Here is an 18239-nt window from a genome sequence, read left to right on the forward strand (position 1 = left end):
AAGCCGGCGTCTCGAAGGGTATGGCGGCACGCGCTTTATTTTGCACTCCCCCGCAGCACCGTGCCCAGCTTGTGCAGGGCGGCCTTCAGCGCCTCGTCGGTGATCGGCGCGGTCTGGCTGTCGAGCTGGGTTGCCTCGATCGGGGTGAGAGGGCGCAGCGGCGGCGGGGCGGTGTCGACCGGCGCGGGCAGAGCGGCCTGGTGCAGCGTCAGCCGCTCCACGCCGCGATAGCCCAGATAGGTGTTCACCCGCTCGATGATCTGCGGGGTCATGTATTGCACTTCCAGCGCGAAGGCGCTGTCGACGGTCAGGTGCAGCGTCGCCGCCCCGGCATTGACGCCGCGACCGCGTGCCAGCTTGCGCGGCAGGCAATAGGCGGCAATCTCGACGCCCACGATGGCCGGCCAGTCCAGCATGACCGACGCCTCGGCCGCCGCCTTGCCGCCCAGCAGTTTCTTGGCGATGATTCGCGTCGGCGCGGCCAGCGCGGTCAGCCGGCGGTGGCGCAGCAGCGAGGGGGTCGGCTTGTCGTCGGTCATCGCACTGGCATACGGGCAATCGGTCCCTATAGTCTACAGCCCCGATCCGCTGCCCGGCCATCCGAATGCGCGCTTCCGCCGATCTGCCCGACCTGCTCCTTGCCTGGTACGACCGGCACCGGCGGCGCCTGCCCTGGCGGGCGGAGCCGGGAAGCCGGGCCGATCCCTACCATGTCTGGCTCAGCGAGATCATGCTGCAACAGACCACGGTGGCGACGGTTGGCCCTTATTTCCGACGTTTCCTGGAGCTGTGGCCGACGGTTTCCGACCTGGCCGCCGCCGATCTCGACCCGGTGCTGCATGCCTGGCAGGGGCTGGGCTACTACGCCCGCGCCCGCAATCTGCATAAATGCGCGCAAGCCGTGGTGGCCCGGCATGGCGGCGTCTTCCCGGACACCGAGGACGCGCTGCTCGATCTGCCCGGTATCGGCAGTTATACGGCGGCGGCCATCGCCGCCATCGCCTTCGACCGCCCGGCGACGCCGGTGGACGGCAATTTCGAGCGCGTCTTCGCCCGGCTGCATGCTGTCGAGACGCCCTTGCCGCAGGCCAAGCCGATGCTCCGCGATCTGGCGGCGCAAGCGACCCCGGCGCGGCGGCCGGGCGATTATGCCCAGGCGGTGATGGATCTGGGCGCGACGATCTGCGTGCCGCGCAGCCCGAAATGCATGGCCTGCCCCTGGATGGAACCGTGCGCGGCGCGCCGGCTGGGCATTGCCGAGCAATTGCCGCGCAAGGCGGAGAAGGCGGAAAAACCGACCCGCTACGGCACCGCCTTCTGGATCGTTGCGCCCACCGGCGCGGTGCTGCTGCGCCGCCGCGTGGAAAGCGGGTTGCTGGGCGGCATGATGGAGATTCCGTCTTCCGCCTGGGCCGGCCAGCGGCACGCGCTATCCGCCGTCGCGGGCGAAGCGCCGGTGCCGGGCGACTGGCGGGCGCTGCCGGGGCTGGTGCGGCACACCTTCACCCATTTCCACCTGGAGCTGACGGTAGTCGCGACATCCGCCGCTGCCCGGCCGGTGCCGGGCGGCGTGTGGGCCCCGCTCGATGCGCTGGGCGATTACGCGCTGCCGACGCTGATGAAGAAAATCGTGCGGCACGCTCTCGCCCAGCTTGGACGTCAGTAGGTGCGGTTCAGCTTCAGATAGCGATAGCGGTCGCCGGTTCGCACCTCGACGGCGCGCGCCGCCATGCCGTCGAGCACGCGAATAGTGGCGATGTCGCCCGGATTGCCGGCGGCCCACAAGGCGCGATAGAACTGCGCCAATGTCGCGGTGGGGGTGTCGCCGACGCCCAGCACCAAATCATCCGGCTTCAGCCCGGCCAGCGCGGCGGGGCTGTCGGGCGAGACCCGGCGGACGAACAGATGGCCGCGCACCGCGTCGAGCTGGACGCCGATCCACGGCTTCGGCGTGTCGCTGGCCCGGCCGGTGGCGATCATGCGCTCCAGGATCGGCTTCAGCGCTTCCACCGGCACGAACATGTTGCCGGGGATGATTGCGCCGCCAGGGCCGCTCAGCGCGTCCGGCACGATCAGCGAGCCGATGCCGGCCAGCCTGCCGCTTGCGTCGATCAGGGCGGCGCCGGCGAAGCTTTCATAGGGCGGGCTGGTGAAGACCGCGTTCTCCAGCAGATATTCCCAATAGCCGGCATAGGTGCGCCGGGAGACGACATAGGCCGGCCGGGCCGCCGCCGCGCCGCCATAGCCGGCGATCAGCACCCGGTCCTTTTCCGTCAACAGGGTGGAATCGCCCAGCTCCATGGGGGTTACCCCAAGATCGCTGGCGGCGCGCACCAGGCCGAAGCCGGTATCATGGTCATAGGCGACGAGTTGGGCGGGGACCGAGGTGCCATTCGACTTGGTGAGGGTGACGCGGTCGGCCTCCAGCACGATGTAGCCGATGGTCAGCACCAGCCCGTTCGGCCCGATCACCACGCCATTGCCCAGGCGCTCCTGGCCCAGGCTTTCGGCGGTTCGGGAATCGGCGGGCACCTGGGCCTTCACCTGGACGATGGCGGCCAGCAGGTCGTCGGTCGCGGCCTTGGCGGAAAGCGGAGTCGCGGCCGCGAAAAGCAAGAGGATCAGGGTGAGCGGAAATCGGGTCATCGCCACCTCCCACGCGGCCGCGAAATAGCGAATGCCGCATCATGATCATTATGTAGTGTGTCGGGCGGCCGGGTAAATCATACTATCCTGCATCTCCCGGCTTTGAGGGACAGGAAGGCATGAGCGGCGAGTATCTCGACAAGAAGGCGCGCGAGGCGCTGGAACAGATGCAGGGCAATTCCAACCGCGCGGCGCAATTGCTGGCGCAATGGGCGCGCGAGGACGAAAAGCTGATGCGCGCGCTGGTCGCGCCGATGCTGGGCAGCCTGGCGCTGCTGGCGGTGCAGCGCACGACCGGCCGGGGCGAGCAATATCGCCCACGCGCCGCGCGGCGGCGGCCGTCCGAGCCGATCGCGGAGAAGGTCACCCTGCAGGCCGTAGCCGAGGTGCTGAGCGGCAAGGGGGGCATGACGCTGTCGAGCAACCGCGCCGCGCCGACCCCGCCGCCCGAGGGCAGCCGGCGGCACCAGACATCGATGAAAATACTGGCGGCCGCCTATAAGGCGAAGTCCTAAGCAGCCGGGCAGGGGGCCGTTACAGCCAAGGAGGGCGAGGATTATTCCTTGCGCGGGCGGCAATCGTCCGGCCGGGCCGCGACCACATTCTGGTACAGCTTGCGGACATATTCCGGGTCGGCGCCGATGGCCTTCACGTTGGTCGTCGCGCGTTCGGCGGTTTCCGCCACGCCGGCATTGATCATGATCGGCGTCGCCTCATCCGGCATGATGTAATAGCCGGCGCGCTCCAGATCGTTGATGATTTCCATCGCCGTCTTGGCGAAGCGGCGGTAGGAGGAATCCACCATGTCGCGGCGCATGCTGGGCGCGGAGGCACGGGCCAGGGCCATCGAGAGGATATTGACGATCAGGTCGACGTCGCGGCTGTGATTCCAGGCATTGGCCATGGCGCCCATGACGGCGGTGATGTACATGCGCGCGCCGCGCTGGCCCATCAGCTTGTTCGCACCCGGCTGCTGGTCGGCCTGGGCGATCATCAGGTCGGTCAATTCGCGGGGGGTGACGACGAAGCCTGCGATCTCCAGCGATTTTACCACGTCATTCGCGTCATTCGCATAGCGGTCCCATTCCTGTTCGACCAGGAAGGACCCCAGCATGTCGTTCCCCGAATCCTGGACACGATTCAGGAATCGCGCGAATTCCTTCGCGAAATGCTGAACGATCTTCGGGTCGGACGGCTGATTATACATACGCATCCTGACGCTATCCTCCTTGCGTCTCTTTAGCGGCTTGGTCGATGACCATGCCATTAACTTCTTAGAAATTATGATGGCAATCAAGCTCGACGTCAGATTCCGTCAGAGTCTCGTTGGCCTGAGAGTGTCGCGATTCTATGACACCGTAAGTTACAGCTTAAAACTTTGATTTTGAAAAGTCACTTTAAATTGCGGGCCTTAGCTTAAATTTTTTAAGAATAAAATTATCTCGAACACATGCTTTTGACCGGCGGTGACGATGATGGCCCGAAATAATGGACCCTCTAATGCAAGTCAAGCAGTCAGGCCGCCATCCACCATTATCGACTGCGCCGTGATGTAAGCCGCCGCCGGGCTGCACAGAAAGCCCACCAGCGCGGCCACATCTTGCGGCTCGCCCAGGCGCTGCATCGGCACCGTGGCGGCCAGCGCCTTCCACGCCTCCGGGGCGAGCGCGGAATGGGCGCCCTGCTGTTTGCGAATATAGCCCGGAAGCACGCAATTGGCCGTTCCGCCATGGGGCGCAAGCTGCATCGCCAGCGACTTTACCAGCGCCTCCAGCCCGGCCTTGGCGGATGCGCTGGCGGCGAACCGCCCGTCATGGGGCTGGAACCGGCGGGCGACGAAGGAGCCGATGGCGACCACCCGCCCGGCGGGGGCCGCGCATAAGGCGGGCAGGGCCGCACTCGCCATCTCGAAAAAGGCGCGCTGGATGACCCCGACCGACAGGTCGAAGCCGGCCGCGTCGATCTCGCCGAAGCCGCGCCGGTCGGCGAAGCCGGCATTACTGACCAGGCCGTCCAGCGCGCCGAAACGCTCCAGCGCCTGCTCGACCAGCGTCGCGCCGGCCCCAGGCTCCGCCAGGTCGGCCAGCAGAATCTCGCCTTCGGCCCCAGCCGCCCGCGCCTCGGCCAGCGTCGCTTCGGCGCCGGTGCGATTGCTGCGGGTGTGAAGGACAAGGCGGCAGCCCGGACCGGCCAGGATCCGACAGATCGCCGCCCCGATGCCGCTGGCGGCGCCGGTCACCAGATAGGTGCGCGGGGGCGGCCCCATCGATTGTGCCGGCAGGGGATGAGGCAGGGGATCAGGCAGGGCGTTTCGGCCCCGGCGTCCCGGTGGTGGGGGTGCCGCCGGCCGGCCTGGCGGCTGCGGGGCGCGCCATGGCGGCCTGCGCGCCGTTCGGCTGCACGCCGCGCGGAATCACCGGAAACAGGATGGTCTTGTCGCGGTCGCCGATGTCGCGCCAGTCGCGGCTGGTGGCGCGGAACAGGCGGCGCACGGTCCAGGCACGTTCGGCGGCGGCGTCGCCGATCTGCTGGCGCTGCCAGCTCGGCAAGGCGTTGAAGGCGGCCTTGGCGGTGAAGAAATCGACCGGGCGGCCGCTCTCGAAGGCGCGGCGCACCTCGCGGGTCACGATGTTGGAGCGACCCAGGGTGACGCTTACCGTGTCGACCAGTATCTCCAGCGCCCGCCGTTCCTGCGTCTCAGTGTCCATCTATTCTCTCCGGCGCCGATTGCCGATCCTAATGGTTTCGCATTGTCGAATTGAATCGAGATGCGGGCAAGGGGGATTGCGCGGCAAAGCGCCATGCAAAGTCACGATGGGCGGGAACCCGGGCCGAAATCGGGGGAAGGCGCTCAGCCGAATTTTTCGACCGCCTTGCGGAAGGCGACCAGCAATTCCTGCTCCAGCGCGCCGCCCTGCCCCTGGATGCGCTGCGCCAGAACGACGTAGAGCGCATCGACATGGTATTTCACGATGGCGAGCTGCACATCGTTCATCGTCTCCATGCGGCCGGTCAGCATATGCAGGGAACGGCCGATCTCGCTCATCAGCGGAAACTTGTAGGTGCCGCCGAGCCCCTTCACATCGAAGGCGCGCTCGCGTACCTCGACCAGCACCATGTCGCGCATGGTCGGGTCGCGCTCGGCCAGCTCGATGGCGCCGCGCAGGGCGCGCAGTATCGCCGCGAAGGCGGTCACGAACTTATCCGCCGAGGCATTCACCGCCGCTTCGATCTTCGCCAAATCGGTCGGCGAGGGGTTGATGTCGAACCCCTTCTTCCGGTTGACCGCGCGGCGCTTCAGCTCCATCGGCGCTGGGATTATCTGGGCCTTGGGCATCTATCTTTCTCCGGCGCGTGTCGCGTCAATCTTCTCGCCGACGGTCGGGACCGCCATGGTTGATCTGCCGCCGTCGCCGATCCGGGCCGAAATAGGAATCCGCGTTCACGAAGGAGCGCGGGCGGGCGATCACCGAGACGAGGCGGCGATAGAACGCATCCACCGTGAAGGGCTTGGCGAGGAATTCCGTCACCCCGTGATCGCGCGCCTGGACGACGAATTCAGGCTCGGAATTCGCGGTCAGCATGATGATCGGCAGCATCCGGTCGGGCGACTGCGTGGAGTTGCGCACCATGTCCAGCAGCTCAAGGCCGGAGACCGGGCCGACATTCCATTCGGTGATCAGCACATCGATGCCGCCGGCCCGCAGGATAGTCATTGCCTTGTTGCTGTCGGCGGCGCGGCGGATCGAGATCGATCCCAGCATGCGCAGGATATCGTACAGCAACTCGGTCGAGAGCGGATTCGGATCGACGATCAGAAAGCGCACCGCGCTGAAATCAATTTTTTCTGCCACCACCAGCCCCTAATCCGCGCCGCCGTTCTGGCGGTTGTAAGCACGGCATTAAAACTATAATTGGTTAAATTTTACTCAATTATCATTCTTGTCGCTACTTTTGAGCACAAGATGAAAAATATGCCAATGCTTTGTTCTGGCTAGGGGGGTGCCGCCTTCTTCTCGCACCTCCTGCAGCAGCTCGATCTCGAAGCCGGCGGCGAGCCGGTCGATGTCCGCCCGTGAGTGAATGATTACGCCGCTTTGCGCCCAATCATCCTGCGGGCCGAGCAACTGCCCGGCAAAGCGTCCGCCGGGGCGTATTGCCGCACTCAACCGCCGCCAGACATCGGGAAACGCCGCGGCCTCGCAAAAGGGCAGGCAGAAGCTGGCATTGATCAGGTCGGCCGGCGGCGGCTGGAAATCCTCGAACCGGGCCACCAGCGTTTCCAGATTGCCGGCCGTCGGCGGATCCTTGGGCAGGTCCGGGCGGGCCAGCAGCCGGTCGATGGCCTCGGGCGTCGCATCCATCGCCAGCGTGCGCCAGCCCCGCCGCAGCAATTCCACCGTGTCGCGCCCGTCGCCGCAGCCCAGATCGAGGGCCCTGGGCGCGGCCGGCAGGCCTTCCGCCGCGAACCGGTCGAGCGCGAAGAGCAGCGTGTCGCGGGGCGGGCGCGCCTGCACCGCGTCGTAATAGCGGCTCCAGCGCCCGCCCCTGGACATGTTACTGCAGCGTTTCGAACAGCCGCAGCATCAGCTTGGCGCGGGGTTCGAGGGAGGAATAATACATCTGCTCGTAATCGGTATGCGCGCCGCGCCCGTCGACGCCCAGCCCGTCCAGCGTCGGCACGCCGACGGCGGCGGTGAAATTGCCGTCGCTGCCGCCGCCGGTGATCTTCACGTCCTGCAACTCGAAGCCGATCTCGGCGGCCAGGTCCTTAGCGTGATCGAACAGCTTGGCGATGCCTTCGTCCTTCACATAGGGCGGGCGGTTGATGCCGCCGCTGACCGTGACCTTCACATCCGGGTCGAAGGCGGTGAAGCCCAGCACGGTGGCGGTCATCTCCTCCGCCAGCTCCGGCGTCGGCACGCGCATGTCGATCTCGATGCTGCAATGCTGCGGGACCACGTTGATGCCGGTGCCGCCCGTGATCAGGCCGACATTGCAGGTGACGCCGGTCTCGTAATTGGTCAACTCCTCCAGCCGTAGGATCTGCTTCGCCATCTCCTTGATCGCGCTGCGGCCGTCCTGGTGCTGCGCGCCGGCATGGGCGGGGCGGCCCTCGCACTGCATCTCGAAGCGCAGCACGCCCTTGCGCGAGGTCACGATCTTGCCGCCGTCGCGTGCCGGCTCGGTGACCAGCACATATTTGTTCTTCAGCGCCATCTGCTCGATCATCTTCTGCGATGTCGGGCTGCCAACCTCTTCTTCCGGTACGAACATGAAGGTGATCGGCAGTGGCGTCTCCTTCGCCGTGCGGACCAGATGGCGATAGGCGTAATAAGCGAGATAGGCCCCGCCCTTCATGTCGTAGATGCCGGGGCCGAACACCTTATCCTCGTCCTTCTTGAACGGCAGGATGTCCTTCAGCGTGCCGATCGGGTGCACGGTGTCGAGATGGCTGAGCACCAGGATGCCGGGGCCGTCGCCGCCCCAGGGGGTGCGGGCGGTGAGGATGTCGCCCCAGCCGTCGCGGCCGGGCACGCGCTCCAGCTTAGCGCCGATCGCCTTCATCTCTGATTCCACCTGGTCGACCATGCGGTTGACGGCGGCGGCGTCGTGCGAGGGGCTTTCGATCTCGACCCACCGGCGGATGCCTTCGAGGATTTCCTCGGCGTCGATCTTCGGCTGGTTGGAGGCGGTGCTGTTGACGGTCATGCCTGCTAATCCTCTGGCGTTCCGGCTGGATGAAGAGCGGCTAGAGTAAGCAAGCGAGTTGTTATCGCCAATGACAAAAGGGCGGCCCCGTCGCCGGGACCGCCCTTTCGCCGGATCGCGAAACGATCAGCCGAAGATGGTGAAATCATCCTCGGTCAGCTCGCCCTCCTGCACGCCTTGCAGGGTCAGCGTATCGCCATTGCCGAAATCGAGAACCGCGCCTGCCTCGGTGTAGGTCACGAAATCGAGCGGGCTGTCGACCAGGAAGTCATAGCCGCCGATCTGCGGGGGAAGCTGGATCGTATCGTCGCCCGCCATGTTGAAGTCCAGCACCAGATCGGCGCCCTGGCCTTCGCTATAGACGAACAGATCGTTGCCTTCGCCGCCGGTCATGGTGTCCTCACCGAGGCCGCCGGTCATGGTGTCGTCGCCGGCGCCGCCACTCAGCTCGTCATGGCCCTTGCCGCCGCCGATATCCTCGCTGCCAGCGCCGCCGAGGATCGTGTCGCCCTGCATGCCGCCGCGCAGCACGTTATCGGCCGTATCGGCGGATTCGTCGATCAGATCGAAACCGTTGCCGCCATCGATCGTATCGGTGCCGCCGCCGCCGGTCAGCTGGTCGTCGCCATCGGTGCCGGCGATCTCATCGTCGCCACCCGTCGGCCCGCCCGGTTCCCCGGTTTGGGCGCGTTCGATGATGAAATCATCCTCGCTCAGATCGTCCTTGGCGATGCCCAGCAGGGTGACGACATTGCCATCGCCGAAATCGAACAGCACGTTGCCCTGGCCATCGTCATCGGCCAGGTTCAGCGCGGCCTGATTGTCGGCGACCGTCTTGCCGTTGATGAATTCGAAGATCTGCATCTTGTCGTCGCCGATGGAGAAATCGGTGATGACGTCCTGGCCGCTGTTATCGCGGAAAACGAAGGTATTGTCGCCGTCGCCGCCGGTCATGGTGTCGCTGCCCATGGCCCCGGTCAGCAGGTCATCGCCATTGCCGCCATTGATCGAATCATGACCCTTGCCGCCATAGAGATGCTCGCTGCCATTGCCGCCAAAGATCGTATCGCCCTGCTCGCCGCCGTAAATCTGATTGCCGCCATCCGGATCGGCGGTGAAGTCGATCAGATCGAAACCTCCGGCCGCGTTCACCGTGTCATTGCCGGCCGAACCGACGATGGTGTCGTCGCCCGCGGTGCCCATGATTTCGTTGGAATTGGCGTCGTCCTCGATCCGCTCACCGGGGATAAGGGGATTTGCCATGATATCTCTCCTTCGATTTGCTGCGTCGAGTGACGCAATGCGTAGAAGAAATGGAAGGAAGAAGAGATCGGTTCCCAAAAAAGTGAAAATAATTAAGGGTTAAAATTCTTATATAGCCATAAGAATTTTGAAAAATAATCGAAGGTAATAACTGTATTATTTAACTTACAAAACGAATGTTAAGAGCCCCAGAACCAAAAGGGCGAGGAATACGGTTTCCCCAACGATAAGCATCACCGCGCGGGGGCCGACGGCCGCCATGGCCTTCAACGAGGTCTTGATGCCCAGGGCGGCGATGGCGGTGGCCAGGCACCAGCTGGACAGGTCGATCAGCACGCTCAGCACCGGGGCGGGAATCCACCCCAGGCTGTTCACCAGGACCAGCAGGGCGAACGCCACCAGGAACAGCGGCAATGGCGCGCCCTTGGCCCCGCTGCCGCCCTGGCCGCCACCCTGGCCGCGCATCATCAATGCAAAGATCACCACCACCGGCATCAGCATGGCGACGCGCAGCAGCTTGGTGAAGGTGGCGATGTCGCCGGCCTCGCGCGACACGCTGTAGCCGGCCCCCACCACCTGCGCCACGTCATGGATCGTGCCGCCCAGGAACATGCCGGCCTCGGCGTCGGTGAGATGGGTGGCGGCGACGATGACCGGATAGAGCACCATGGCGATGGTGCTGAGGCTGGTGACGCCGATGACGGTGAAGATGGTGTCGCGCTCCGAGCGTTCGGTCTTCGGCAGCACGGCGGAAATGGCGAGGGCGGCCGACGCGCCGCAGATCGCCACCGCGCCGGCGGTCAGCAGGCCGAAATGCCGGTCGAAGCCCAGCGCCCGGGAGAGCAGCCAGCCGACCAGGATGGTCAGCACCACGGCGGCGATCACCGTCACGATGGGGGCGATGCCCAGCGACATGATCTGCTCGGCCGTGATGCGCGCGCCCAGCAACGCCACGCCGAAGCGCAGGATTTTCTTGGAGGAGAATTCGACCCCGGCAGCGCAGCGCGATTCCGACGACAGGAAATGCAGCGCCATGCCCAGCAGCAGGGCGAACAGCATCACAGGCGCATCGTATCGCCGCGCCAGGAAGGTGGCGGCGACCGCGACGATCAGGCTGACCAGCACCCCCGGCCAGACCTTTCGCCAGGTCGCCCATGTTCCCGAAAGCCTGTCCGTGACCATCCTGCCCCTCCCGAAGATCGGCGGACTTTAGCGGTGGCGGCGGTAAACGCAATGCCAGCGGGCGCAAGGCAGCCATCGCGCCAGGCACGCAACGTCTGGAATAAAATTCGGATTGTGCCGTCTATTTGTCAGGAGTGCCTTGAGAAGGGCACAAAATCGCCCTTGGGCCGGCCAAGTGACGGTCCACCGTGCAATGATGAAGCCTACTAGACGCGAACGGACACTGACCGATGCGGCTGCTTCATCCAAGGCCGCTTCCGTTATGGAAGCCCTGGGTGACACGCTCACGGGGCATGTGAAGGGTCTCCGGCGGTATGCGATAGCGCTGACGGGGGACCCCATCGACGCAGACGATTTGGTCCAGGAAAGCGTGGCGCGGGTTCTGGCGAAGATCGAGGAAGGTGCCGAGGTGCGCAATTTGCGGACCTATTTGTTCAGCACCCTGCACAATCTCCGCATGGATCAGTTGAGCCGCAAGCGCATAACCGGGATACAGGTTCCGCTGGAGGATGTGGCCGCGAAGCTCTCCTCTCCCGCGAACCAGCAGGCCCGGTTGCTCGGCCAGGATATGGCCGATTCCCTGGCCAAGCTGCCGGAGCAACAGCGGGAGATACTTCTGCTGATTGGATTGGAAGGAGCAAGCTACCAGGACGCGGCGGATATTCTCGAAATTCCGCTCGGCACCGTGATGTCGCGGGTCAGCCGGGCGCGCGAGACGCTTCGCCGCCTGATGGCCGGAGGTCCGCTGGCCGGCTTGCATAGGGTGAAATGAACGATAGCACTGAAAATACGGTCGCCCTCGTTACCGAGGATATGCTGATGGCCTATGTCGATGGCGCGCTGGATGGGCGCCAGCGGCTGCTGGTCGAGCATTATCTTGCCGCCTCGCCGGAAGCGGCGGAGCGCGTGGCCGCCTACATGGAGCAGAATCGCGCGCTGCGCGATTTGTTCGACGGGCATCTGGCCGAACCGCTGCCGCCGGAAATCGCGGCGGCGACCGAAAGATTGCGCCGGGCGACCCAGCCGGAACTGGAACGCGGGCGTGGCGCGGGCGGGTTTGCCAATGGCAGGCGCGGCATGGCGGCCATTGCCGCCTCCATCGTCGTGGCGGCACTGGTCGCCGGCGCTGTTGTGCAGCTTCAGCCGCATTGGTTCGGCGACCGTCAGGCGGCGACGCCCCAATCCAGCGGCGAAACGCTGCTGGGGCAGGGCGGTCTGATGCCCGCCGGCGGTGCGATAGAGGGGGCTGCGCTAACCAATAGCGGCGGGCCGGATCTCAGCCGTTACGGCTTCGCGCTGACCAATGAGCGGCGGCTGGGGATGGCGAAGGCCGGCTTGGTCGACAGCGGTGCCGATACGCGGCAATTCACCTATCAGGACGAATCGGGGCATTGGATGGCGCTCTATGCCGGTCCGGCCGCCGGATCGGTGGAAACGCCGGTGATGGCGATGTATGGCGCCGGGCGCACGATACTCGCCTGGCAGGCCGGCGGCGTCTCCTACAGCCTGATCGGCAGCCTGTCGCAGGATAAGCTGACCGCCATCGCGCGCCACATCGGCGGGGCCCCGGCGGTAAAGAGCATCCCGGGAGGCGACGCCAAGCCGGGCGTTCGTTCTTTGAAGGACGATTCGGCCCAACTCGACGGCACGCTCTCGAAGCCGCTGGTCGATGGCAAGATCATCCGTCCCGTCATCCCGCCCTCCACCGCGCCGACATTGGACGGCAAGCCGGCGAAATTGCCGGAACGCACCAGCACCCTGCCGTCCGTTGAGCGGCAGAACCAGGCGGCTTGAGGGAGCGGGCGCGGATTTGGTTAAAAAAATTCGCCGCCGTTGGAATAAACCGGCAAGTTCATCGTCTATCTATGTGGGAGCGACGGAAAGTTGATCTCATCGGTTTCAAGTTCCCCATTTCGATGAAGTCACTTCCGTTATGAGTCGCATGCTCGTCTTCCCTGTTGTTCCTTACTGGCCCCCGCGTAAATGCGGGGGCTCTTTTTTTGTCCTGTTCGAATTTTTTGGGGAATAAAACAAAGACCGTGCCGTCTATTCATGTGAAGCGTCGTTAACGACAGGCACTTTATTGCCGGGGAACGATGCGTCAACCAGAAGGAGAAGAACAATGATTTCTCGTCTGAAACTGGTCATTCCTGCTTTTGCGTTTGTGGCGCTGCTCGGTACGGCTGCCTGCGATGACGGCGGTGGCGCCGGTTCGAACCCCTCCGCGCCGCCGAGCCAGGGCATGTCGCCGGGTGGTGGCGGTGCTGGCGGCGGCATGGGCGGCGGCGGTGCCGGCGGTAGCGGCGGCGCCGGGTCGGGTGGGTAACATCCCCGGCCTCGCCTAACAGGACGAAGGTAGGGCGGCGCCGTTCCCCACAGGAACGGCGTCGTCATATCCGAGGTCCGGAAATCGAAAATTGAGGAGACAATCGATGAAGCAGAGCCGAATTCTGACTGCCCCCCTGATGGCACCGATGGCCGCGGCGTTCCTGCTGGCGGCCGCGCCGCTTGGCCTCGCTCCGGCGATGGCGCAGAGCGCGCCGCCGGCCGCCGCCACGCCGGCCCCGCCCAGCGCGGCCCAGATCAGCGAAAGCCAGATCGATTCCTATGCCGAGGCGGCCCTGGAGATTAACAGCATCCGCACCAAGTGGGAGCCGCAGATTCGCCAGGCCGACTCGCCTGAAAAGGCGGCCGATGCCCATCGCGAGGCGAACAAGGAAATGGTCAGCGCGGTCCAGAACAAGGGGCTGAGCGTCGAGGAATATAACTCGATCACCGCCGCGGCGGAGGCCGACCCCGATCTCAGCCAGAAGATCGTGGCAATGATCAACGAGAAGCGTTGATCGGCGGGGGCTAGGCCGGCGCGTCCCTCCCCCTCTGCTCTGCGTCGGTTCTTCCCCGTTTCGTCATGATAAAAGCGGCGGCACCATCACAGGTGCCGCCGCTCGTTTGTCCAGTCCGTCGTGTCGGGAACAGAGGGCGCGTTACGCCGCCTGCTTGCCCTCGATGGTCTTCGCTGCGCTCTTGGGGGCGGCGATGGCGATCTTGCGGGGCTTCGCCTCTTCCGGCACCTCGCGCACCAGCTCGATATGGAGCAGGCCGTTCTCCATCGCCGCGCCGGTCACCTTCACCGTATCGGCAAGTTCGAAGCGACGCTCGAAGGCGCGGCGCGCGATGCCGCGATGCAGGTAGCGGCCCTGTTCGGCCTCTTCCTCTTCCTGCGTGCCCTTGCCGCTGACGGTCAGGGTGTTGTTCTGCGCGACGATCTCAATGTCGCTGTCGGCAAAGCCGGCGACCGCCATGCTGATGCGGTACTGGTCTTCGCCCAGCTTCTCGATGTTGTAGGGGGGATAGGTGGGGGCCTGCTGCACGTCGCGCATCGAGCTGTCGAGCAACCGCATCATGCGGTCGAAGCCGACGGTGGAACGGAACAGCGGCGTCAAATCATAGTTACGCATAACATGTCCTCCTAAGAAGCAACATGGACGCCCCGTCGCCCTGAAGGTTCGGGGGCTGTTAGCGGTCCACCCTCCGGGTCGGACCGGTGGAACGGGCCCCGCATCGCGGCGACCCGGCCTTGGATATGGGATAGCGGAAATCCGGTTCAAGACCCTCCTGAAGAGCGGCGATGGTTGCCGTCTCCTGCCTTGCCAGGAACAAAATCCGTCCCATACTATTTCTATAACGAAACGAATTTGTCCTTGCCCCGCCTTCCGCAAGGCTTTGTTCGACCAGGGAGACGCCGATGGCGATATTGCCGATCGATCGAGCCTATTCCGAGATTTTCGCTCTACTGATCGAGGCGCGGGATTGCGTGATCGACATGCGCCGGCGGCGCGGCGCGCATTACGCCGGTTCTGTCGATGCGCGGGCCAGTTACGAGGCGCTGCGCGTCACTTCGCGCCTGACGCATGCGATGGCCTGGGTGATGGTGCAGAAGGCGGTCGGCAGCGGCGAGATGACAGTGCAGGAGGCGCGGGACGAACGGCATCGCCTGGGCGGCCAGCAGGTCTGCCTGCACGAGCCGGAGGAGGATCTGGATTTGCCCCCGCATCTCGACAGCCTGCTGTCCCGCAGCCTTGCTATCTACCGGCGTATCGAACGGCTGGACCGCCAGCATGGCGGCGGGCAGCATGGCGGCGTGCCGGCCAGCCACTGACGAAAAAAGGCGCCGGGGATACCGGCGCCTTTTCCGCGGCCCGTAAGGGCGAAACCTATGCTCAGCCGATGCCGAGGTTGGCGAAACGCTTGTTGAACTTCGCCACCTGGCCGCCGCTGTCCATCAGGCGATGCTGACCGGTCCAGGCCGGATGGGACTTCGGGTCGATTTCCAGGCGCAGCGTGTCGCCTTCCTTGCCCCAGGTCGAGCGGGTCTTGTACGAGCTGCCATCGGTCATCACGACGTTGATCTCGTGGTAGTCGGGGTGGATATCTTGCTTCATAACCCAGTCCGCCAAATCAGTAAGCGCGAATGCGAGCGGCGGTATATATAGGAGGTGCGGTCGGGTGGCAACCCCTCTCGCTTCCTCAATCCCGTGGAATCTCGTCTCCGGCCCGGCGCGGCGCTGGGTCGCGGCGGGCATTTCTGGCAAAGCATCCTAAATTGGGGTAGGGCATGGCCCACATATATTCCAGCAAACGGATCGGCGCGACATGGTGATGCGCGAACGCAGCTATATGGAAGGCGAGGCGGACAGCCTGCCCGAGGCTGGGCGTCGGCTGGGGCCGCTGCGCCATCTGCTGCGCTTCCTTGCCCCCTACAAGAAGCAGCTCGCCGGGGCCGCGGTGGCGCTGGTGATCGCCGCCTCGACTGTGCTGGGCCTCGGCATGGGGTTGCGGCATCTGGTCGATGGCGCGTTCGGCAGCGGCGATCCGGCGCTGCTGGACAGGGCGGTGGTCGTGCTGCTGGGCGTGGTGTTCCTGCTGGCAATCGCCAGCTATGCCCGGTTCTATCTGGTCTCCTGGATCGGCGAGCGGGTGGTGGCGGATATCCGCAAGGCGGTGTTCGACCATGTGCTGACGCTAAGCCCCGGCTTCTTCGAGATCACGCGCACCGGCGACGTGCTGTCGCGCCTGACCACGGATACGACGCTGATCCAGGTGGTCGTCGGCTCCTCCGCCTCGATCGCGCTGCGCAACACGCTGCTGTTCATCGGCGGCACGGCGATGCTGATCGTCACCAGCCCGAAGCTGACCGGCCTGGTGTTCCTGGTGGTGCCGCTGGTCGTCGCCCCCATCATCATCTTCGGTCGTCGGGTGCGCCGGCTGTCGCGCGACAGCCAGGACCGGCTGGCCGATGTCGGCGTCTATATCGAGGAAAGCCTGAACGCCATCCGCACCGTGCAGGCCTTCACGCACGAGCCGATGGATCGCGGCCGCTTCTCCGACCGGGTGGAGGACGCCTTCGCCACCTCGGTGCGCCGCATCGCCGCCCGCGCGATGCTGACCGCGACCGTCATCGTGCTGGTGTTCAGCGCCGTCAGCGCCATCCTCTGGCTCGGCGGGCGCAGCGTGCTGGACGGCACGATGAGCGGCGGCGATCTTTCCGCCTTCGTGTTCTACGCCGTGGTGGTGGCCGGCGCGGTCGGCGCGATCTCCGAAGTGGTCGGCGACCTGCAGCGCGCTTCGGGCGCCACCGAACGGCTGATGGAGCTGCTGTCGGTCGCCTCGCCCGTGGTCGCGCCCGCCCTGCCGGTCGCCCTGCCGGAGCCGGCACGGGGGCGCGTCGAGTTCGACCGGGTGCGCTTCCGCTATCCGGCGCGGCCCGACCGGCCGGCGCTGGAGGATTTCTCGCTGACCGTGCAGCCAGGCGAAAAAATCGCCATTGTCGGCCCCTCGGGGGCCGGCAAGACCACGGTGTTCCAGCTTCTGCTGCGCTTCTACGACCCGGAAAGCGGCGCGGTGCGGCTGGATGGCGTGGATGTGCGCCATGCCGCGCCCGCCGCCTTGCGCGGCCGCATCGGCCTGGTGCCGCAGGAGCCGGTGATCTTCTCCGCCGATGCGATGGAGAATATCCGTTATGGCCGGCCCGATGCCAGCGACGCCGAGGTGCGCGCCGCCGCCGACGCGGCCGCCGCCACGGACTTCCTCGACCGGCTGCCCGACGGCTTCGCCACCTTCCTGGGGGAGAAAGGGGTGCGACTGTCCGGCGGGCAGCGCCAGCGCATCGCCATCGCCCGCGCCATCCTGCGCGACCCCGCCCTGCTGCTGCTGGACGAGGCGACCAGCGCGCTGGATGCGGAGAGCGAGCGCGCGGTGCAGGTGGCGCTCGACCGGCTGATGGTCGGCCGCACCACGCTGGTCATCGCCCATCGGCTGGCCACGGTGCTGAAGGCGGACCGCATCGTGGTGCTGGATCAGGGCCGCATCGTCGCCACCGGCACGCATGCGGAACTGACGCGCCAGGGCGGGCTTTACGCCCGGCTCGCCGCCCTGCAATTCGACCAGGCGGCCGATGCGCTGGCCACGATGCGCGACGGCACCGGCTGACTTGACCTAAATCAAGGCGGCGGCGTCCGGGATATCCTATTGAGGGAGGGAAGGCTTCCCTCTCGCAGATAGGACACGCCATGAGCATCGCCACCATCCTGGTCCCGCTGACCGGCGCGGAAGAGGTCGCGCGTCTCCTCGAAACCGCCATTGAACTGGCCGCCAATCTGGATGCCCATGTTACCGGCATGGCGGTGCGCCGTCAGGTGCTGCTGCCGGTCTATTCGATGGATGTCATGCCGCAAGCCGTGTTCGACCAGTTCGAGCAGCAGGAGGATGAACGGCTTGCAGGGCTGCATCGCCAGTTCGAGACGGCGATGCGAACCGCCGACTGGAAGGCGCGCAGTGACTGGCGCGTGTTCGCCGGGCCGCTGGCCGCCGCCATCGCCGAGGCCGGTCGCTATGCCGATTTGATCCTGCTGGGTCAGGCGCCGGAGGAGAATGTGACCGACGATGTCGCCTCGCTGGCCGGCGACCTGGTCATGGCCGCTTCCACGCCGATCCTGATGGTGCCGCGCATCGGCGCGCGCCCCGTGCTTGCCGGCGAGGCGCTGGTGGCCTGGAATGGCGGGCGGGAAGCCGCGCGCGCCCTGCGCGACGCGCTGCCGCTGCTGACCCGGATGCGCAAGGTGACGCTGGTCACGGTCGGCGGCGACGCTGCCGAGACCGGGGAGCCGGCGGCCGCCTTCCTGGCCCGCCACGGATTGCCGGTAACCTTGCTGCGCGAGCCGGCGACCGACCTGGACCCGGCCGACGTGATGCTGAACCTGGCCGCCGAACGCGACGCGCGGCTGATCGTCATCGGCGCTTACGGCCATTCCCGATTGCGGGAATTCGTGCTCGGCGGGACCACCCGCATGATGCTGCATCACATGACCGTGCCGCTGCTGCTGTCGCGATAGGCGGCGCGGATGGGGCTTCTATTTTATCCCTCGCCCCGGAAGGGG

General features: G+C 65.7%; 22 protein-coding genes. 9 read left to right on the forward strand and 13 right to left on the reverse strand.

All coding sequences use genetic code 11. The features are described from left to right. Positions 1 to 35: 35 nt before the first annotated feature. Positions 36 to 539, reverse strand: coding sequence for a DUF721 domain-containing protein (locus AUP43_RS15490; protein WP_067559114.1), 504 nt, complete (start codon positions 537 to 539; stop codon positions 36 to 38). A gap of 65 nt (positions 540 to 604) precedes the next feature. Between AUP43_RS15490 and mutY the strand changes: the two genes are divergently transcribed. Continuing rightward, on the forward strand, positions 605 to 1666 hold the full coding sequence (gene mutY / locus AUP43_RS15495; RefSeq protein WP_067559116.1) for an A/G-specific adenine glycosylase: 1062 nt from the start codon (positions 605 to 607) through the stop codon (positions 1664 to 1666). Here the strand turns inward: mutY and AUP43_RS15500 are convergent. Next, positions 1660 to 2646: a S1C family serine protease gene (locus tag AUP43_RS15500; RefSeq protein ID WP_067559121.1), complete on the reverse strand. Its 987-nt coding sequence runs from the start codon at positions 2644 to 2646 to the stop codon at positions 1660 to 1662. The genes mutY and AUP43_RS15500 overlap by 7 nt on opposite strands. Positions 2647 to 2765: 119 nt before the next feature. Between AUP43_RS15500 and AUP43_RS15505 the strand changes: the two genes are divergently transcribed. Beyond that, on the forward strand, positions 2766 to 3161 hold the full coding sequence (locus AUP43_RS15505; RefSeq protein WP_067559123.1) for a hypothetical protein: 396 nt from the start codon (positions 2766 to 2768) through the stop codon (positions 3159 to 3161). A 41-nt stretch (positions 3162 to 3202) separates the two neighbouring features. Here the strand turns inward: AUP43_RS15505 and AUP43_RS15510 are convergent, their stop codons facing one another. The 9 genes from AUP43_RS15510 to AUP43_RS15550 form a co-directional block, all read right to left on the reverse strand. After that, entirely contained in the window at positions 3203 to 3859 is a 657-nt protein-coding gene (locus AUP43_RS15510; RefSeq protein WP_067559125.1) for a hypothetical protein, read from the reverse strand. A 294-nt stretch (positions 3860 to 4153) separates the two neighbouring features. Continuing rightward, positions 4154 to 4912 carry an SDR family NAD(P)-dependent oxidoreductase gene (locus tag AUP43_RS15515; protein WP_067559127.1) on the reverse strand — a complete coding sequence of 253 codons (759 nt, stop codon included), beginning with the start codon at positions 4910 to 4912 and terminating at the stop codon, positions 4154 to 4156. Positions 4913 to 4943: 31 nt separating this feature from the next. After that, complete coding sequence (locus tag AUP43_RS15520) at positions 4944 to 5354, reverse strand: hypothetical protein (protein WP_067559129.1); 411 nt, start codon at positions 5352 to 5354, stop codon at positions 4944 to 4946. Positions 5355 to 5497: 143 nt separating this feature from the next. Next, positions 5498 to 5983, reverse strand: coding sequence for a hypothetical protein (locus AUP43_RS15525; RefSeq protein WP_067559131.1), 486 nt, complete (start codon positions 5981 to 5983; stop codon positions 5498 to 5500). Between the two features lie 25 nt (positions 5984 to 6008). Further along, complete coding sequence (locus tag AUP43_RS15530; RefSeq protein ID WP_067559164.1) at positions 6009 to 6500, reverse strand: response regulator; 492 nt, start codon at positions 6498 to 6500, stop codon at positions 6009 to 6011. 75 nt (positions 6501 to 6575) lie between these two features. Then, entirely contained in the window at positions 6576 to 7202 is a 627-nt protein-coding gene (locus AUP43_RS15535) for a class I SAM-dependent methyltransferase (RefSeq protein WP_067559133.1), read from the reverse strand. Between the two features lies 1 nt (position 7203). Beyond that, entirely contained in the window at positions 7204 to 8358 is a 1155-nt protein-coding gene (locus AUP43_RS15540) for a M20 family metallopeptidase (RefSeq protein WP_067559134.1), read from the reverse strand. A gap of 126 nt (positions 8359 to 8484) precedes the next feature. Continuing rightward, complete coding sequence (locus AUP43_RS15545; RefSeq protein ID WP_067559137.1) at positions 8485 to 9621, reverse strand: calcium-binding protein; 1137 nt, start codon at positions 9619 to 9621, stop codon at positions 8485 to 8487. 165 nt (positions 9622 to 9786) lie between these two features. Further along, on the reverse strand, positions 9787 to 10803 hold the full coding sequence (locus AUP43_RS15550) for a YeiH family protein (RefSeq protein ID WP_067559140.1): 1017 nt from the start codon (positions 10801 to 10803) through the stop codon (positions 9787 to 9789). Between the two features lie 262 nt (positions 10804 to 11065). Between AUP43_RS15550 and AUP43_RS15555 the strand changes: the two genes are divergently transcribed. The 4 genes from AUP43_RS15555 (at position 11066) to AUP43_RS15565 (ending at position 13646) form a co-directional block, all read left to right on the forward strand. Beyond that, positions 11066 to 11575, forward strand: coding sequence for a sigma-70 family RNA polymerase sigma factor (locus AUP43_RS15555; RefSeq protein ID WP_067559142.1), 510 nt, complete (start codon positions 11066 to 11068; stop codon positions 11573 to 11575). After that, positions 11572 to 12597 carry an anti-sigma factor family protein gene (locus AUP43_RS15560; protein ID WP_067559144.1) on the forward strand — a complete coding sequence of 342 codons (1026 nt, stop codon included), beginning with the start codon at positions 11572 to 11574 and terminating at the stop codon, positions 12595 to 12597. The genes AUP43_RS15555 and AUP43_RS15560 overlap by 4 nt, the downstream gene beginning before the upstream one ends. 328 nt (positions 12598 to 12925) lie before the next feature. Next, the gene (locus AUP43_RS19115; RefSeq protein ID WP_157089385.1) at positions 12926 to 13129 is read left to right on the forward strand and encodes a hypothetical protein; all 204 of its coding nucleotides are present in this window, start codon (positions 12926 to 12928) and stop codon (positions 13127 to 13129) included. A 106-nt stretch (positions 13130 to 13235) separates the two neighbouring features. Further along, positions 13236 to 13646: a DUF4168 domain-containing protein gene (locus tag AUP43_RS15565; protein WP_067559147.1), complete on the forward strand. Its 411-nt coding sequence runs from the start codon at positions 13236 to 13238 to the stop codon at positions 13644 to 13646. 141 nt (positions 13647 to 13787) lie between these two features. On the opposite strand, the gene AUP43_RS15570 is transcribed toward AUP43_RS15565, so the two are convergent. Beyond that, positions 13788 to 14261, reverse strand: coding sequence for an Hsp20 family protein (locus AUP43_RS15570; protein ID WP_067559149.1), 474 nt, complete (start codon positions 14259 to 14261; stop codon positions 13788 to 13790). A gap of 287 nt (positions 14262 to 14548) precedes the next feature. On the opposite strand from AUP43_RS15570, the gene AUP43_RS15575 reads away from it, so the two are divergent. After that, complete coding sequence (locus tag AUP43_RS15575) at positions 14549 to 14962, forward strand: DUF1465 family protein (protein ID WP_067559152.1); 414 nt, start codon at positions 14549 to 14551, stop codon at positions 14960 to 14962. 61 nt (positions 14963 to 15023) lie between these two features. Here the strand turns inward: AUP43_RS15575 and rpmE are convergent, their stop codons facing one another. Next, positions 15024 to 15245 carry a 50S ribosomal protein L31 gene (gene rpmE, locus AUP43_RS15580; protein ID WP_067559155.1) on the reverse strand — a complete coding sequence of 74 codons (222 nt, stop codon included), beginning with the start codon at positions 15243 to 15245 and terminating at the stop codon, positions 15024 to 15026. A gap of 211 nt (positions 15246 to 15456) precedes the next feature. Here rpmE and AUP43_RS15585 point away from each other — a divergent pair, with 211 nt between their 5' ends. After that, the gene (locus AUP43_RS15585) at positions 15457 to 17292 is read left to right on the forward strand and encodes an ABC transporter transmembrane domain-containing protein (RefSeq protein WP_067559158.1); all 1836 of its coding nucleotides are present in this window, start codon (positions 15457 to 15459) and stop codon (positions 17290 to 17292) included. An 80-nt stretch (positions 17293 to 17372) separates the two neighbouring features. After that, positions 17373 to 18194: a universal stress protein gene (locus tag AUP43_RS15590; RefSeq protein WP_067559161.1), complete on the forward strand. Its 822-nt coding sequence runs from the start codon at positions 17373 to 17375 to the stop codon at positions 18192 to 18194. Positions 18195 to 18239: the final 45 nt, after the last annotated feature.

This window comes from Oceanibaculum pacificum, from assembly GCF_001618175.1.
GTDB classification, from domain to species: domain Bacteria; phylum Pseudomonadota; class Alphaproteobacteria; order Oceanibaculales; family Oceanibaculaceae; genus Oceanibaculum; species Oceanibaculum pacificum.

Coding starts and splice junctions, on each gene's coding strand:
- AUP43_RS15490 (WP_067559114.1), bottom strand. CDS start 539: ATGACCGACGACAAGCCGACCCCCTCGCTGCTGCGCCACCGCCGGCTG.
- mutY (WP_067559116.1), top strand. CDS start 605: ATGCGCGCTTCCGCCGATCTGCCCGACCTGCTCCTTGCCTGGTACGAC.
- AUP43_RS15500 (WP_067559121.1), bottom strand. CDS start 2,646: ATGACCCGATTTCCGCTCACCCTGATCCTCTTGCTTTTCGCGGCCGCG.
- AUP43_RS15505 (WP_067559123.1), top strand. CDS start 2,766: ATGAGCGGCGAGTATCTCGACAAGAAGGCGCGCGAGGCGCTGGAACAG.
- AUP43_RS15510 (WP_067559125.1), bottom strand. CDS start 3,859: ATGCGTATGTATAATCAGCCGTCCGACCCGAAGATCGTTCAGCATTTC.
- AUP43_RS15515 (WP_067559127.1), bottom strand. CDS start 4,912: ATGGGGCCGCCCCCGCGCACCTATCTGGTGACCGGCGCCGCCAGCGGC.
- AUP43_RS15520 (WP_067559129.1), bottom strand. CDS start 5,354: ATGGACACTGAGACGCAGGAACGGCGGGCGCTGGAGATACTGGTCGAC.
- AUP43_RS15525 (WP_067559131.1), bottom strand. CDS start 5,983: ATGCCCAAGGCCCAGATAATCCCAGCGCCGATGGAGCTGAAGCGCCGC.
- AUP43_RS15535 (WP_067559133.1), bottom strand. CDS start 7,202: ATGTCCAGGGGCGGGCGCTGGAGCCGCTATTACGACGCGGTGCAGGCG.
- AUP43_RS15540 (WP_067559134.1), bottom strand. CDS start 8,358: ATGACCGTCAACAGCACCGCCTCCAACCAGCCGAAGATCGACGCCGAG.
- AUP43_RS15545 (WP_067559137.1), bottom strand. CDS start 9,621: ATGGCAAATCCCCTTATCCCCGGTGAGCGGATCGAGGACGACGCCAAT.
- AUP43_RS15550 (WP_067559140.1), bottom strand. CDS start 10,803: ATGGTCACGGACAGGCTTTCGGGAACATGGGCGACCTGGCGAAAGGTC.
- AUP43_RS15555 (WP_067559142.1), top strand. CDS start 11,066: ATGGAAGCCCTGGGTGACACGCTCACGGGGCATGTGAAGGGTCTCCGG.
- AUP43_RS15560 (WP_067559144.1), top strand. CDS start 11,572: ATGAACGATAGCACTGAAAATACGGTCGCCCTCGTTACCGAGGATATG.
- AUP43_RS19115 (WP_157089385.1), top strand. CDS start 12,926: ATGATTTCTCGTCTGAAACTGGTCATTCCTGCTTTTGCGTTTGTGGCG.
- AUP43_RS15565 (WP_067559147.1), top strand. CDS start 13,236: ATGAAGCAGAGCCGAATTCTGACTGCCCCCCTGATGGCACCGATGGCC.
- AUP43_RS15570 (WP_067559149.1), bottom strand. CDS start 14,261: ATGCGTAACTATGATTTGACGCCGCTGTTCCGTTCCACCGTCGGCTTC.
- AUP43_RS15575 (WP_067559152.1), top strand. CDS start 14,549: ATGGCGATATTGCCGATCGATCGAGCCTATTCCGAGATTTTCGCTCTA.
- rpmE (WP_067559155.1), bottom strand. CDS start 15,245: ATGAAGCAAGATATCCACCCCGACTACCACGAGATCAACGTCGTGATG.
- AUP43_RS15585 (WP_067559158.1), top strand. CDS start 15,457: ATGGTGATGCGCGAACGCAGCTATATGGAAGGCGAGGCGGACAGCCTG.
- AUP43_RS15590 (WP_067559161.1), top strand. CDS start 17,373: ATGAGCATCGCCACCATCCTGGTCCCGCTGACCGGCGCGGAAGAGGTC.